This is a genomic window from Pseudomonas sp. NPDC089401 (assembly GCF_044749485.1).
Taxonomy (GTDB): domain Bacteria; phylum Pseudomonadota; class Gammaproteobacteria; order Pseudomonadales; family Pseudomonadaceae; genus Aquipseudomonas.
Genome location: NZ_JBIVIA010000007.1, coordinates 285,829 through 299,323, shown reverse-complemented (window position 1 = coordinate 299,323; position 13,495 = coordinate 285,829). Strand labels below are relative to the sequence as shown.

Sequence of the window (13,495 nt, the reverse complement as noted above, 5' to 3'; positions counted from 1 at the left end):
AGGCCGGCCTTTGCCTGCAATCGGCCCGGAGAATTGCCATGTTCAAACGCCCTTTGTCGCTTGTCGCCGGCCTCGTGCTGTCGTGCTGTGCGGTTGTCGCCCAGGCTGCCGATACCCTGCGGGTCAGTGCCATCCCCGATGAAGCACCGACCGAACTGCTGCGCAAGTTCGAGCCGCTGGGCAAGTACCTGTCCAAAGCGCTGGGCATGGAGGTGAAGTTCGTTCCGGTGGCCGACTACCCGGCAGTGGTCGAGTCGCTGGCCAGCAACCGCCTCGACCTGGCCTGGCTGGGCGGCTTCACCTTCGTCCAGGTGCACCTGAAGGACCCGACCGCCACACCGCTGGTGCAACGTGAGCAGGACGCCCAGTTCACTTCCAAGTTCATCACCGCCAACCCGAACGTGAAGAGCCTGGCCGACCTCAAGGGCAAGTCGTTCGCCTTCGGTTCGATCTCCTCGACCTCCGGCAGCCTGATGCCGCGCTACTTCATGCTCAAGCAAGACAACATCAAGCCGGAGGAGTATTTCAGCCGCGTGGCCTATTCCGGCGCCCACGACGCCACCGTGGCCTGGGTCCAGGGCGGCAAGGTCGACGGCGGCGTGCTCAACGCCAGCGTCTGGCAGAAGCTGGTCGACGCCGGCAAGGTCGATACCGGCAAAGTGAGGGTGTTCGCCACCACGCCAGCCTATTACGACTACAACTGGACCGTGCGCGGCAACATGGACCCGGCGCTCAAAGAGAAGATCAAGCAGGCGTTCCTCAAGCTCGACCCGGCCAACCCGGAACAGAAGGCGATCCTCGACCTGCAGGCGGCCAGCCGCTTCATCGAGACCAAGCCCGAGAACTACCAGGGCACCGAGCAAGCCGCGCGCGAGGCCGGCCTGCTCAAGTGACCATTGATTTGCACGGCGCGGGCCTGCGCCATGGCCAGGTCCGCGCGCTCGAATCGGTCAGCCTGCACATCGACAAGGGTGAACGCGTGGCGATCATCGGCCCGTCCGGGGCCGGCAAGTCCAGCCTGCTGCACCTGATGGCCACGGCCGTGCAGCCCAGCAGCGGGCATCTTGAACTGTTCGGCGCGCAGCCTTGGGCGATGTCCGCCGGGGCACGCCAGCGCTTGCGTGCGCGCATCGGCCTGGTGCACCAGGCGCCGCCACTGCCGCCACGCCAGCGCGTGGTCACGGCGGTGCTGGCTGGGCGCCTGGGGCAGTGGGGCCTGCTGCGTGGCTTGCTCAACCTGGTGTATCCGACCGACTTGCCCGGCGTGCGCCAGGTACTGGCGGAGCTGGGGCTGGCCGACAAGCTGTTCGTCCAGTGCGGGCAGCTGTCCGGCGGCCAGTTGCAGCGGGTGGGTATTGCCCGTGCGCTGTACCAGCGCCCGGACCTGCTGCTGACCGACGAGCCGGTATCGGCCATGGACCCGGTCCTGGCCGATCACAGCCTGGCGCTGCTCAACCGGCATGCCCAGGCCAACGGCGTGACCCTGGTGGCCAGCCTGCATGCCGTGGAGTTGGCGCTAGCGCACTTCCCGCGGGTGATCGGCATTCGTGAGGGCCAGGTGGCCTTCGATTGCAGGGCCAAGGCAGTGACCGAGCATCTGCTGGATGCCCTGTATGCCAATGAACAACTGGGCTCGCCAGCACCCGCCCAGGGGCCGACCCTGACCGTGCAGATTCCGCGATGCTGACGGCCGATGCCCGCGACCCGGCCGCGTTACCGCGCCTGTTGCTGACGTTGCTGGCCCTGGCCCTGCTATGGCCTGGGCTGCGCCTCAGCGAACTGAACCCTCTGGTGTTGCTGCAAGCGGAAAATCGGCAGCAGATCGCCAGCTTCACCCGCGCCTTCTGGCCACCGGCGCATGATGCCGAGTTCCTTGTGCTGCTGTACCAGTCGACGTTGCAGACGCTGGCCGTCGCCACCGCTGGCATGGCACTGGCGCTGCTGCTGGCGGTCCCCGCCAGCTTGCTGGCCAGCCGGGCCCTGTCGTTGCGCGCCGCATCGCGGGGTGGCCGGGCAGGCCCCTGGTCGCGGCTGTTGCGCCTGCCGGTGCGGGGCCTGCTGATCTTCCTGCGCAGCGTCCCCGAAATCGTCTGGGCACTGTTGTTCGTGCGCGCCGTGGGCCTGGGGCCGACCGCCGGGGTGCTGGCCATCGCCATCACTTACAGCGGCATGCTCGGCAAGGTCTACGCCGAGATCTTCGAATCGGTCGACCAACGCCCGGCGCATGCCTTGTTGCAGGCAGGCAGCGGGCGGCTGGTGGCGTTCTTCTACGGCATCCTGCCCGGCGCGTCGGCAGAGGTGGTGTCGTACACGGTGTATCGCTGGGAATGCGCGGTGCGCGCGTCGGTGGTGATGGGCTTCGTCGGTGCCGGCGGGCTGGGGCAGCAGATCGACCTGTCCATGCGCATGTTCGCCGGGGGCGAGGTGGCGAGCATGCTGTTGGCGTTCCTCGGCCTGGTGTTGCTGGCCGACCTGCTCAGCCGCTTCCTGCGCGGGAGGCTGGCATGAACCGGTTGCTCGATGGGCTGGTGGTGGTCGCCATCATGGCGGCGGTAGTGGCATCGTTCAGCTATCTGCAGCTGGACCTGCACGCGCTGGTGGGGAATGGCGGGGTGCAGCAGATGGCTGAGTATGCCGGGCGCTTCCTGCACCCGGACCTGTCGCTCGAACACTTGCAGGCCGTGGCGCGTGGGGCGCTTGAAACCCTGGCCATGTCGGGGCTGGGCACATTGCTGGCGATGGTGCTGGGGATGCTGCTGGCACTGCCTGCGGCGGGGCGCTTCGGCTGGCCGCTGCAGTCGGCGGCACGCCTGCTGCTCAATGCCCTGCGGGCCATTCCCGAGCTGGTATGGGCGGCGTTGACGGTGCTGGCGGCGGGCCTGGGGCCGAATGCCGGTACCCTGGCCCTGGCCCTGCACACGGCCGGGGTTCTGGGGCGGTTGTTCGCCGAGGCGCTGGAGAACGCGCCGGCCGAGCCGGCTGCAGCCATTCGTTGGCAAGGTGGCGGGCAAGTGCTGGCGTTCTGCTTCGGCACCTTGCCGAACCTGTGGCCGCAGTTGCTGGCGTACAGCTTGTACCGCTGGGAAAACAACATTCGGATGGCCAGCGTGCTGGGGTTTGTCGGCGCAGGCGGTCTGGGGCAGATGCTCTACACCACCCTCAGCCTGTTCCAGGAGGCCCAGGCCAGCACGGTGATCATGGCCATGCTGGTGCTGGTGCTGCTGGTGGATGCCTCGAGCGATGTACTGCGCCAGCGCTACGTACGGGCTTGAGCGGGGTCATGCCTCGACCCGCTCCCCACACTGTGCTTCGCGTTGCATCGATTCGAGATTGCGTTCGATCGTCTCGCAGATGGTATCCATCTGGATCTGGTGCTCACTGAAGCGAAACGGGCTCTGCAAGTCCGTGCCGATCCGCTCGATCGCCAGCAGCATGAAGCCCACCACCGTCGACGCCAGCGGCGTGAACCAGCCCAGCGACTCCACGAGGCCCACCGGCACGATCAGGCAGAACAGCGTGATGAACAGCCGTGGAAAGTACACGTAGGGGTAGGGCAGTGGCGTGTTGGCGATCCGTTCCATGCCGCCCTGGGCATTGGACAGGTCCACCAGTGTCGACTCCAGCCGCGCCAGGCGGATGCTGTCCAGCCGCCCGGCCTGGTATTCCCGCGCCAGCAACGCTGCCGAACCACCGAGGATATCGTTGGCGAAGTTGTTCGAACGGTTGCGCCGCTCGAACTCCCCAGGCGGGATGAACGCCATCAGTTCATCAGGGCATGCCTCGCCCTTCAAGTGCGCCGCCAGGCAGTTCACGTAGGCGATATGGCGGCGCAACAGGGTTGCCTTGACCGGGTTCAAGCCCGCCTGCGGGTCGTCGATCAGCGTCAGAGTCTGCCGGGCAAAGCTGCGTGAACCGTTCACCAACGCGCCCCACAAGGTTCGTGCCTCCCACCAGCGGTTGTAGGCGCTGCTGTTGCGAAAGCTCACCAGCACCACCAGCGCCGAACCCAGCAAGGTCAGCGGGATCAGTGGCAGGGTGAACTGGCTGTTGAAGAACAGCATGAAGTCGATGGTGACCAGCACGTCCCAGAGCAGCAGCCAGAACAGTGACCAACCGATGTAGCCGAAAGTCTTCACGACCAGGCGGTATTTGCGGACGATGACGTCTTTCACGCGGTGTGCCTCGTAAGCCGGGGATGCAGCATCGGACGTCATGGAGTGAGCAGGGTTCGGTCGGAGGCGTCGAGCGCGACCTACGGCCTCTTCCTATTGCTTGGGTAAGAATGGGACTACAGGGCTTTGGGATGCAGCCCCCTACGGTGGCACAGGTCGATCTGCCAATGTCGCAGCTCTACCAATCGCCGTGTGCTGCGGGAGTTTTCATGAAGCGAAATCTGATGCCGTTCGATCTGGCGAATGTGCCGAACAGCGAGGAAGCCATCGAACATTACCTGAGGCAGCTGATGGAAGAGGGAGGCGCGGCCAAGGTTGCCCGGGCGCGGCTTCAGATCGAAAAAGCCCAGGCGCGTACAAGTGCCCGGGCCAACGCGGTGATCGCCACGCCGGCACCTGCCCCGCCCTATCCGCTGCCCGTCGCTTCGATCAGCACTGCAGCGCCAAGCCCGCTGCCGGATAACAAAGCGTCCCCTCGGCGCTGCTGCGGTTGATGCCGCACTGCATCATGCTGGCCGGTGGAGCAGGGCGGGCACCACGCGACACCTGGTGCCCAGGTGTGAATCAAGGCTTGCCGGCCACCGCCACATAGCCCTTGATCGCGGCAGGTGCGCCGTGCGGCTTGCCCTTGTGCGCCAGGTACTGGAAGCGGCGCCATTCCTTGTCGATCTCGCTGTACGACATGAACACGCTGACCCGCTGCTGGTCGGCCAGGTCCGGGCGGCTGCCGGCATCGATGCCATCCTTGGCGATGTAGGCCACGTTGATCCCCAGCACCTTGCCGTCGTCACCGAACAGCGGCCCGCCGGACATGCCCTTGGTGATCGGGCCATCGTGCACCGAGTAGAAGACGCTGCCCGGCGTGCCATCGAGGCGTACCAGCGAGGACAGGGTATGGCCCTTGCCCTGCACCGGCATCATCAGGCTGTTGAAGCCGACCGCGGTCACCGACTCGCCCGGCACGGGCTGGCGCCACTGCGGCACCTTGCTGGCCTTGTGCTTGAAGAACACCACGTCGCCCAGGCCTTCGTGCACCACGTTGCGCAGGAACGGGGTGTGCTTGGCGGTGACGGCGTAGTCTTCGTTCCACTGGATGGCAGTGGCCATCAACAGCAGGGGCAGGGGGGCGCCGGAGGTGACCACGAAAGCCTGGTCGTAGGCTGGGTCCGACACGTAAGCGGTTGGCATTCCATTGCACCCGCTCAGCAGCATCGTTGCTGCCAGACAGGGCACGATCTTGTTCATGGGGCACGCGGCGGTTGGGTGGAAAGGGAGCGCAACTATGGCGAGATGCCATTACGCTATCAATGCTTTCGGCATATATCCGACGAGTGACAGGTTATTGCTATCGTGTGGGTAGTGGCCAATAGATTGCGTGGATGGCTGGAGGGGCTGTGGTCGTGGGCTTGGCGCCAAAAAAAGCGGGGGTAGAGGGGTTGCGGACACGTTGGGTCGGGATTGAGCTCAATTGAGCTGCATTGAGCTGCATTGAGCTGCATTGAGCTGCATTGAGCTATATTGAGCTGCATTGAGCTATATCCGGAGTTGCCATGACATTGCCTAACAAGATCCTTGTCGCACTACAGGGCGACAAGGCCCTCAGTTCTCGCGAAATTGCCGAGCGCATCAACGCGAGTTGGTCGACCGTCAAGCGCCATCTGGAGGTATTGCTGGAGTCAGGCAAGATTGAGCGCGAGAAGGATGGGCGTACCACGCGCTACCGCCAGGCGGTTGCAACACCGCAGTTGGCCGAGAGCACACCTGAGTGGGGCGCCTCGGCCGCGATCCCTTGGTCAGCGGAAAGTCGTGCCCTTCGTGCATCGCTGCTGCGGCCATTGGCAATGCGCGAAGCGGTTACCTATCAGCGTGGCCTGGTCGACGGTTACCAACCGAACCAAAGCGCCTGGCTGCCCTCTGCGATGGCTGCATCACTTGAAGTCGAGGGGCGGATGCGCGGGCAGCAGCCGGCGGGTACCTATGCGCGCAAGGTGCTGGAGCCCTTGCTGATTGATCTTTCCTGGTCTTCCTCGCGCTTGGAAGGCAACCGATACACGCTGCTCGACACGGAAAGGTTGTTCAGGAGTGGTGTCACGGATGGGGACCTGGATGCGGTCATGCTGCTCAACCACAAGGCCGCCATCGAGTTCATGGTCGATGCAGTGCCCGAGTACGGGCTCAATTCGGCAGTGATCAGCAACCTGCATGCGTTGTTGATGCAGGACCTGTTGGCTGACGGCTCGGCTTTGGGCAGCATTCGTCAGACTGTCGTCAACATCAGTGGCACCACCTATTTCCCGACCCAGGTACCTTCGCTGCTGGAGGAGATGTTCGAACAGGTTCTGGAGAAGGCGCGACAGGTCAAGAACCCGATCGAAGCAGCATTCTTCCTGTGGGTAAACCTGGCTTATCTGCAGCCTTTCGAGGATGGCAACAAACGCACGAGCCGTTTGGCCGCGAACATCCCGCTGATGCTCTACAACTGCTCGCCGTTGTCATTCCTGGATGTGAATCCGCAGGATTATGCGTTGGCGATGATGGGCGTCTATGAACAGCGTGACATGGCCATGGCCGCGGACCTGTTTGCCTGGGTCTATCGCCGTTCCATCAGCAAGTATGGCGTGATGATCGAAGCCATGGGGGTTCCCGATCCGGTTCGTCTGCGTTATCGCGAGCTGCTGAACGAAGCGATCAATGCGGTTGTTCGAGAGCGGATGTCGGTGGGAGAGGTAGTGGCCGGGCTGGAGTTGCCGGAGGAAGAAAAACAGCAGTTCGAACCGTTGTTGCGCGGGGAGCTCGATATCCTGGCACTGCACAACTGTGCTCGCTATCGGCTCACCCTGAAGCAAGTGAACGCGTGGCTCGACGCGGGTCGCCCCTGCTGAGTACGGGGGAAAGAAATCCCAGGCACAAAAAAACCGACCATAAGGTCGGTTTTTTCTGGATCTTGGTGCCCCGAGGGAGACTCGAACTCCCACTCCTTTCGAAAACGGATTTTGAATCCGCCGCGTCTACCAATTCCGCCATCAGGGCTTAGGCGCCGCAGTATAGAGAGGTCACTTGAGGCGGTCAATCGGCTTTCATGGTCAATTTTCACGCATTGGGCTAAACTTCCCGGCCCTGTCGAACCCGAACATCATCATGCGCGTCGCCGATTTTTCCTTCGAACTCCCCGATTCCCTGATCGCCCGCCACCCGCTGGCCGAGCGCCATGGCAGCCGACTGCTGGTCCTCGATGGGCCGAGCGGCGCGCTGGCGCACAAGCAATTCCCGGATCTGCTCGACTACCTGCGCCCCGGTGACCTGATGGTGTTCAACAACACCCGGGTGATCCCGGCGCGCCTGTTCGGCCAAAAAGCCTCCGGCGGCAAGCTGGAAGTGCTGGTCGAGCGCGTGCTCGACAGCCACCGCGTGCTGGCCCATGTGCGTGCCAGCAAGGCGCCGAAAGAAGGCGCGGTGATCCTTGTCGACGGCGGCGGCGAGGCCGAGATGGTCGCCCGCCACGACACCCTGTTCGAGCTGCGTTTCACCGAAGAGGTGCTGCCGCTGCTCGAGCGCGTCGGCCACATGCCGCTGCCGCCGTACATCGACCGCCCCGACGAGGGCGCCGACCGCGAGCGTTACCAGACCGTCTACGCCGAGCGCGCCGGTGCAGTGGCCGCGCCGACCGCGGGCCTGCACTTCGACGAGGCACTGCTGGAGCAGATCGCCGCCAAGGGCGTCGAGCGCGCCTTCGTCACCCTGCACGTGGGCGCCGGCACCTTCCAGCCGGTGCGGGTCGACAAGATCGAAGACCACCACATGCACAAAGAGTGGCTCGAAGTAAGCCAGGAGGTGGTCGACGCCATCGAGGCCTGTCGCGCCCGTGGCGGCCGGGTGATCGCAGTCGGCACCACCAGCGTGCGCTCGCTGGAAAGTGCGGCGCGCGACGGCGTGCTCAAGGCCTTCAGCGGCGACACCGACATCTTCATCTACCCAGGCCGGCCGTTCCACGTGGTCGATTGCCTGGTGACCAACTTCCACCTGCCGGAGTCCACGCTGCTGATGCTGGTCTCGGCCTTCGCCGGTTACCCCGAGACCATGGCTGCCTACGCGGCGGCGGTCGACAACGGTTACCGCTTCTTCAGTTACGGTGATGCCATGTTCATCACCCGCAATCCGGCGCCACGCGGCCCAGAGGATCAAGCATGAGTCGCACCTGTCGAATGTCGTTCGAACTGCTGGCCACCGACGGCAAGGCCCGTCGCGGCCGCATCACCTTCCCGCGTGGCACCGTGGAAACCCCGGCGTTCATGCCGGTGGGCACCTATGGCACGGTCAAGGGCATGCTGCCGCGCGACATCGAGGCCATCGGCGCCGAGATGATCCTCGGCAACACCTTCCACCTGTGGCTGCGCCCGGGTACCGAGGTGATCAAGAAGCACAACGGCCTGCACGACTTCATGCAATGGAAAGGCCCCATCCTGACCGATTCCGGTGGTTTCCAGGTGTTCAGCCTGGGCGCCATGCGCAAGATCAAGGAAGAAGGCGTGACCTTTGCCTCGCCGGTCGACGGTTCCAAGGTGTTCATGGGCCCGGAAGAGTCCATGCAGGTCCAGCGTGACCTGGGGTCGGACGTGGTGATGATCTTCGACGAGTGCACGCCGTACCCGGCCGAGCACGACGTCGCGCGCACTTCCATGGAGCTGTCGCTGCGCTGGGCCCAGCGCTCGAAGAACGCCCACGCCGACAACACCGCGGCGCTGTTCGGCATCGTCCAGGGCGGCATGTACCAGGACCTGCGCATGCGCTCGCTGGAAGGCCTGGAAAACATCGGCTTCGACGGCCTGGCCATCGGCGGCCTGTCGGTCGGCGAGCCGAAGCACGAAATGATCAAGGTGCTCGACTACCTGCCGGACCAGATGCCGGCTGACAAACCTCGTTACCTTATGGGGGTAGGCAAACCGGAAGATCTGGTTGAGGGTGTGCGCCGCGGCGTCGACATGTTCGACTGCGTGATGCCCACGCGCAACGCGCGCAACGGCCACCTGTTCGTCGATACAGGGGTGATCAAGATCCGCAACGCGTTCCATCGCCATGATGATTCGCCGCTGGATCCGACCTGTGACTGCTATACCTGCAGCAACTTCTCCCGCGCCTATCTCCACCACCTGGACAAGTGCGGCGAAATGTTGAGCAGCATGCTGAATACCATCCACAACTTGCGCCATTACCAGCGCTTGATGGCCGGTTTACGCGAGGCTATTCAACAAGGTAAATTGGCCGCCTTTGTCGACGCCTTCTACGCCAAGCGCGGGCTTCCTGTGCCGCCCTTGGGCTGACTGTTCGCATCCATTATTAGAAAATTACATTAGGAGTGCCCAATGAGCTTCTTGATCCCCGCCGCATACGCGGACGCTGCAGCACCCGCCGCTGGCCCAGCCGGTACCGGTTTCGAGTGGATTTTCCTGGTCGGTTTCCTGGTCATCTTCTACCTGATGATCTGGCGCCCGCAGGCCAAGCGCGCGAAAGAGCAGAAGAACCTGCTGGGCAACTTGCAGAAAGGTGACGAAGTTGTCACCAACGGCGGCATCGCCGGCAAGATCGTCAAGGTTTCCGATGACTTCGTGGTGCTGGAAGTGTCCGACACCGTCGAGCTGAAGTTCCAGAAGGGTGCCATCGCGGCGACCCTGCCAAAAGGTACGCTCAAGGCTATCTGAGTTACCGGTTTCATTTTTCCAGTCGGGGCGCGCTAAGCGCCCCGCGTCTTGAACGGGCGGCGTGATGCTGAACAAATACCCTCTGTGGAAATACGCACTGATCGTGCTGGTACTGGCGGTCGGTTTCATTTATTCCGCTCCCAACCTCTACCCGGATGACCCGGCGGTGCAGGTCAGCGGTGCCAGCTCGGCGCTGCAGGTCAACCAGAACGACCTCGATCGCGTCAGCAAGGCGCTGGTCGATGCCGGTATCACCGTCAAGGGCGCGAGCCTGGGTGAGAAGGGCAGTGGCCTGATCCGCCTGACCAACCAGGAAGATCAGCTGCCGGCCAAGGATGTGGTGCGCAAGGCACTGGGCGATGATTACGTCGTGGCCCTGAACCTCGCCCAGACCACCCCGCAGTGGCTGCGCAACCTGGGTGCAAGCCCGATGAAGCTGGGCCTGGACCTGTCCGGTGGTGTGCACTTCCTGCTGGAAGTGGACATGGACAAGGCCATGAGCGCCCGCATGAAAGTCTACGAAGGCGAGGTCAAGACCTTGCTGCGCAAAGAGCGCATCCGCTACCGCAGCCTGCCGCAGCAGGATGGCGGTGTGATGCTGGGCTTCGCTGACGATGCCACCCGCGAACAGGCACGTGCCCTGATCCGCAAGAATTTCAATGATTTCGACCTGACCACCACCGAGCGCAACGAGCTGGCGGTGCTGCGTCTGGCGCTGACCCAGGCGAAAGTCGCCGAGATCCGCGAATACTCGATCAAGCAGAACCTCACCACCGTGCGCAACCGTGTCAACGAGCTGGGCGTCGCCGAGCCGCTGGTGCAGCGCCAGGGCGCCAACCGCATCGTGGTCGAGCTGCCGGGCGTGCAGGACACTGCCGAAGCCAAGCGTATCCTCGGCAAGACCGCCAACCTGGAGTTCCGCTTCGGTGCCGAGCCGGGCGCGTCCAAGGCCACCACCGAGGTCTTCGAGTTCCGTGAAGGCACCCGTTCGGCCGCGGTCGAGCGTGGCCTGATCATCACCGGCGACCAGGTCACCGACGCCCAGGCCAGCTTCGACGAGCACGGCAAGCCGCAGGTGAACATCCGCCTGGATGGCCACGGCGGCGAGCTGATGAGCCGCGCTACCCGCAGCAACGTCGGGCGCAGCATGGCGGTGATCTTCATCGAGCAGAAGCCGATCACCCGCTACGTCAAGCAGACCGTCGACGGCGTCGAGAAAGACGTCGCCGTGCAGAGCTTCCAGGAAGAGAAGAAGATCATCAGCCTGGCGACCATCCAGTCGCCGCTGGGCAGCCAGTTCCGCATCACCGGCCTCAACGGCCAGGGCGAGTCGTCCGAGCTGGCCCTGCTGCTGCGTGCCGGTGGCCTGGCCGCACCGATGTACTTCGCCGAAGAACGTACCATCGGCCCGAGCCTGGGTGCCGACAACATCACCAAGGGTATCGATGCGTCGCTGTGGGGTATGCTGTTCGTCTCGCTGTTCATCATCGCCATCTACCGCGGCTTCGGCGTGATCGCCACCATCGCCCTGGCGGGCAACATGGTCCTGCTGCTGGCGCTGATGTCGCTGCTGGGCGCGACCCTGACCCTGCCGGGTATCGCCGGTATCGTGCTGACCATGGGTATGGCGGTGGACGCCAACGTGCTGATCTTCTCGCGTATCCGCGAGGAGCTGGCCACTGGCATGTCGGTGCAACGCGCCATCCACGAAGGCTTCAACCGCGCCTACACCGCGATCATCGACGCCAACCTGACCAGCCTGCTGGTCGGCGGCATCCTGTTCGCCATGGGTACCGGCCCGGTCAAAGGCTTCGCGGTCACCATGTCCCTCGGGATTTTCACCTCGATGTTCACCGCCGTCATGGTGACCCGTGCAATGGTCAACCTGACCTGCGGCGGGCGTGACATCAAGAAGCTGTGGGTTTGAGGGAGCTGCGATGAAAACCATCAACTTCATGGGCGTGCGCAATGTCGCGTTCGCCATCACCGTGCTCCTCACCGTGCTGGCACTGTTCAGCTGGTGGCAGAAGGGCCTGAACTTCGGCCTGGACTTCACCGGCGGTACGCTGATCGAGCTGACCTACGAGCGCCCGGCCGACCTCAAGGCGGTACGTGCCGAGCTGGTCGAATCCGGCTTCCACGAGGCCGTGGTGCAGAGCTTCGGCGCCACCACCGACCTGCTGGTGCGCATGCCGGGCGATGACCCGCAGCTGGGCGCCAAGGTCGGTGCGGCCTTGCAGAAGGTCGGCGGCGACAACCCGGCCACCCTCAAGCGCGTCGAGTTCGTCGGCCCGCAGGTGGGTGAAGAGCTGCGCGACCAGGGTGGCCTCGGCATGCTCCTGGCGCTGGGCGGCATCCTCATCTACCTGGCCTTCCGCTTCCAGTGGAAGTTCGCCGTGGGCGCGATCATCTCGCTGATCCACGACGTGGTGGTGACCCTGGGTATCCTGTCGTTCTTCCAGATCACCTTCGACCTGACGGTGCTGGCGGCGGTGCTGGCGATCATCGGCTACTCGCTGAACGACACCATCGTCGTGTTCGACCGGGTGCGCGAGAACTTCCGGGTGATGCGCAAGGCCTCGCTGATCGAGAACATCAACGTCTCGACCACCCAGACCCTGCTGCGCACCATCGCCACTTCGGTGTCGACCTTGCTGGCGATCGCCGCGCTGCTGATCTTCGGTGGCGACAACCTGTTCGGCTTCTCCCTGGCCCTGTTCATCGGCGTCATGGCCGGTACCTACTCGTCGATCTACATCGCCAACGTGGTGCTGATCTGGCTGAACCTGAACAGCGAAGACCTGATTCCGCCGGCGAAAAACGAGGGTGTGGACGACCGTCCTTGAGGCCTTGTCCTGAGCCGTTCGGCGGCTGAAGAAGGCGCGAGTGTTGAACTCGCGCCTTTTTTTTTGCTCCAAGGCTGGGAGAAAGCAGGGCAGCCCCCTGCAGGTACAACAGGAGGTTCATGTGAACAAATCAATGCTCGTAGGCGCTGTGCTGGGTGCTGTCGGTGTGACTGCCGGAGGTGCTGTTGCCACCTACAGCTTGGTGAACAAGGGGCCTGAGTACGCCCAGGTCACCGACGTGCAACCGATCAAGCAGCAGGTCAAGACCCCGCGTGAAGTGTGCAAGGATGTCACCGTGACCCGCCAGGCGCCGGTCAAGGACCAGCACCAGATCGCCGGGACCGTGGTCGGCGCCCTGGCCGGCGGCTTGCTGGGCAACCAGATTGGCGGTGGCACCGGCAAGAAGATCGCCACCGTGGCCGGTGCGGTTGGCGGCGGTTATGCGGGCAACAAGGTGCAGGAAGGCATGCAGCAGCGTGACACCTACACCACCACGCAAACCCGCTGCAACACGGTAAACGACATCAGCGAGAAGGTGGTGGGCTACAACGTCAAGTACACCCTCGGTGACCAGGTGGGGCAGGTGAAGATGGACCGCGAGCCGGGCTCGACCATCCCTGTGGACAAGAATGGCAAGCTGATCCTCAGCGAGGCGGGCCAGTAACTTGTGTTGCCTGAGCGGGCCTCTTCGCGGGTAAACCCGCTCCCACAGGCCGAAATCAATCCCTGTGGGAGCGGGTTTACCCGCGAAGAGGCCGTCACTGTCAGTACAAAGCCATCA

General features: G+C 63.8%; 14 protein-coding genes and 1 tRNA gene. 12 read left to right on the top strand and 3 right to left on the bottom strand.

What is annotated here, in order from left to right:
• The first annotated feature begins 38 nt into the window (after positions 1-38).
• From ACIP21_RS18015 to phnE, 4 genes are read left to right on the top strand one after another with little or no spacing between them, the layout of a single operon-like run.
• Positions 39-893: a putative selenate ABC transporter substrate-binding protein gene (locus tag ACIP21_RS18015; protein ID WP_400690146.1), complete on the top strand. Its 855-nt coding sequence runs from the start codon at positions 39-41 to the stop codon at positions 891-893.
• Entirely contained in the window at positions 890-1,687 is a 798-nt protein-coding gene (locus tag ACIP21_RS18010) for a phosphonate ABC transporter ATP-binding protein (RefSeq protein WP_400690143.1), read from the top strand. The genes ACIP21_RS18015 and ACIP21_RS18010 overlap by 4 nt, the downstream gene beginning before the upstream one ends.
• Positions 1,681-2,508 (top strand): PhnE/PtxC family ABC transporter permease, encoded by an 828-nt coding sequence (locus ACIP21_RS18005; RefSeq protein ID WP_400690140.1) that lies wholly within the window; start codon positions 1,681-1,683, stop codon positions 2,506-2,508. Before ACIP21_RS18010 ends, ACIP21_RS18005 begins: the two co-directional genes overlap by 7 nt.
• The gene (phnE, locus tag ACIP21_RS18000) at positions 2,505-3,272 is read left to right on the top strand and encodes a phosphonate ABC transporter, permease protein PhnE (RefSeq protein WP_400690138.1); all 768 of its coding nucleotides are present in this window, start codon (positions 2,505-2,507) and stop codon (positions 3,270-3,272) included. Before ACIP21_RS18005 ends, phnE begins: the two co-directional genes overlap by 4 nt.
• A gap of 6 nt (positions 3,273-3,278) precedes the next feature.
• Here phnE and ACIP21_RS17995 read toward each other — a convergent pair whose 3' ends face one another.
• Positions 3,279-4,172, bottom strand: a complete 894-nt coding sequence (locus tag ACIP21_RS17995; RefSeq protein WP_400690135.1) for a bestrophin family protein — start codon at positions 4,170-4,172, stop codon at positions 3,279-3,281.
• Between the two features lie 209 nt (positions 4,173-4,381).
• On the opposite strand from ACIP21_RS17995, the gene ACIP21_RS17990 reads away from it, so the two are divergent.
• The gene (locus ACIP21_RS17990; protein ID WP_400690132.1) at positions 4,382-4,666 is read left to right on the top strand and encodes a hypothetical protein; all 285 of its coding nucleotides are present in this window, start codon (positions 4,382-4,384) and stop codon (positions 4,664-4,666) included.
• Positions 4,667-4,736: 70 nt separating this feature from the next.
• Here ACIP21_RS17990 and ACIP21_RS17985 read toward each other — a convergent pair whose 3' ends face one another.
• On the bottom strand, positions 4,737-5,384 hold the full coding sequence (locus ACIP21_RS17985; RefSeq protein ID WP_400690244.1) for a trypsin-like peptidase domain-containing protein: 648 nt from the start codon (positions 5,382-5,384) through the stop codon (positions 4,737-4,739).
• A 338-nt stretch (positions 5,385-5,722) separates the two neighbouring features.
• Here ACIP21_RS17985 and ACIP21_RS17980 point away from each other — a divergent pair, with 338 nt between their 5' ends.
• Entirely contained in the window at positions 5,723-7,054 is a 1,332-nt protein-coding gene (locus tag ACIP21_RS17980; protein ID WP_400690129.1) for a Fic family protein, read from the top strand.
• Positions 7,055-7,117: 63 nt separating this feature from the next.
• Here ACIP21_RS17980 and ACIP21_RS17975 read toward each other — a convergent pair.
• A tRNA-Leu gene (locus tag ACIP21_RS17975) sits at positions 7,118-7,202 on the bottom strand.
• Between the two features lie 108 nt (positions 7,203-7,310).
• Between ACIP21_RS17975 and queA the strand changes: the two genes are divergently transcribed.
• The 6 genes from queA to ACIP21_RS17945 all read left to right on the top strand — a co-directional run bounded on the left by queA (position 7,311) and on the right by ACIP21_RS17945 (position 13,378).
• A complete protein-coding gene (queA, locus tag ACIP21_RS17970; protein ID WP_400690126.1) occupies positions 7,311-8,360 on the top strand; it encodes a tRNA preQ1(34) S-adenosylmethionine ribosyltransferase-isomerase QueA in 1,050 nt (349 codons plus the stop codon).
• A gap of 14 nt (positions 8,361-8,374) precedes the next feature.
• Complete coding sequence (tgt, locus tag ACIP21_RS17965) at positions 8,375-9,490, top strand: tRNA guanosine(34) transglycosylase Tgt (protein WP_400690241.1); 1,116 nt, start codon at positions 8,375-8,377, stop codon at positions 9,488-9,490.
• 42 nt (positions 9,491-9,532) lie between these two features.
• Entirely contained in the window at positions 9,533-9,868 is a 336-nt protein-coding gene (yajC, locus tag ACIP21_RS17960; RefSeq protein ID WP_056795769.1) for a preprotein translocase subunit YajC, read from the top strand.
• 64 nt (positions 9,869-9,932) lie between these two features.
• On the top strand, positions 9,933-11,795 hold the full coding sequence (gene secD, locus ACIP21_RS17955; RefSeq protein WP_400690122.1) for a protein translocase subunit SecD: 1,863 nt from the start codon (positions 9,933-9,935) through the stop codon (positions 11,793-11,795).
• Between the two features lie 10 nt (positions 11,796-11,805).
• Positions 11,806-12,714: a protein translocase subunit SecF gene (gene secF, locus ACIP21_RS17950; RefSeq protein ID WP_400690119.1), complete on the top strand. Its 909-nt coding sequence runs from the start codon at positions 11,806-11,808 to the stop codon at positions 12,712-12,714.
• A gap of 121 nt (positions 12,715-12,835) precedes the next feature.
• Positions 12,836-13,378 (top strand): glycine zipper 2TM domain-containing protein, encoded by a 543-nt coding sequence (locus tag ACIP21_RS17945; RefSeq protein ID WP_400690116.1) that lies wholly within the window; start codon positions 12,836-12,838, stop codon positions 13,376-13,378.
• Positions 13,379-13,495: the final 117 nt, after the last annotated feature.

Bases quoted from the DNA above. Each gene is read 5' to 3' on its own strand.
- ACIP21_RS18015 (WP_400690146.1), top strand. From the start codon at position 39: ATGTTCAAACGCCCTTTGTCGCTTGTCGCCGGCCTCGTGCTGTCGTGC.
- ACIP21_RS18005 (WP_400690140.1), top strand. From the start codon at position 1,681: ATGCTGACGGCCGATGCCCGCGACCCGGCCGCGTTACCGCGCCTGTTG.
- secF (WP_400690119.1), top strand. From the start codon at position 11,806: ATGAAAACCATCAACTTCATGGGCGTGCGCAATGTCGCGTTCGCCATC.
- ACIP21_RS17990 (WP_400690132.1), top strand. From the start codon at position 4,382: ATGAAGCGAAATCTGATGCCGTTCGATCTGGCGAATGTGCCGAACAGC.
- tgt (WP_400690241.1), top strand. From the start codon at position 8,375: ATGTCGTTCGAACTGCTGGCCACCGACGGCAAGGCCCGTCGCGGCCGC.
- yajC (WP_056795769.1), top strand. From the start codon at position 9,533: ATGAGCTTCTTGATCCCCGCCGCATACGCGGACGCTGCAGCACCCGCC.
- secD (WP_400690122.1), top strand. From the start codon at position 9,933: ATGCTGAACAAATACCCTCTGTGGAAATACGCACTGATCGTGCTGGTA.
- ACIP21_RS17985 (WP_400690244.1), bottom strand. From the start codon at position 5,384: ATGCTGCTGAGCGGGTGCAATGGAATGCCAACCGCTTACGTGTCGGAC.
- ACIP21_RS17980 (WP_400690129.1), top strand. From the start codon at position 5,723: ATGACATTGCCTAACAAGATCCTTGTCGCACTACAGGGCGACAAGGCC.
- queA (WP_400690126.1), top strand. From the start codon at position 7,311: ATGCGCGTCGCCGATTTTTCCTTCGAACTCCCCGATTCCCTGATCGCC.
- phnE (WP_400690138.1), top strand. From the start codon at position 2,505: ATGAACCGGTTGCTCGATGGGCTGGTGGTGGTCGCCATCATGGCGGCG.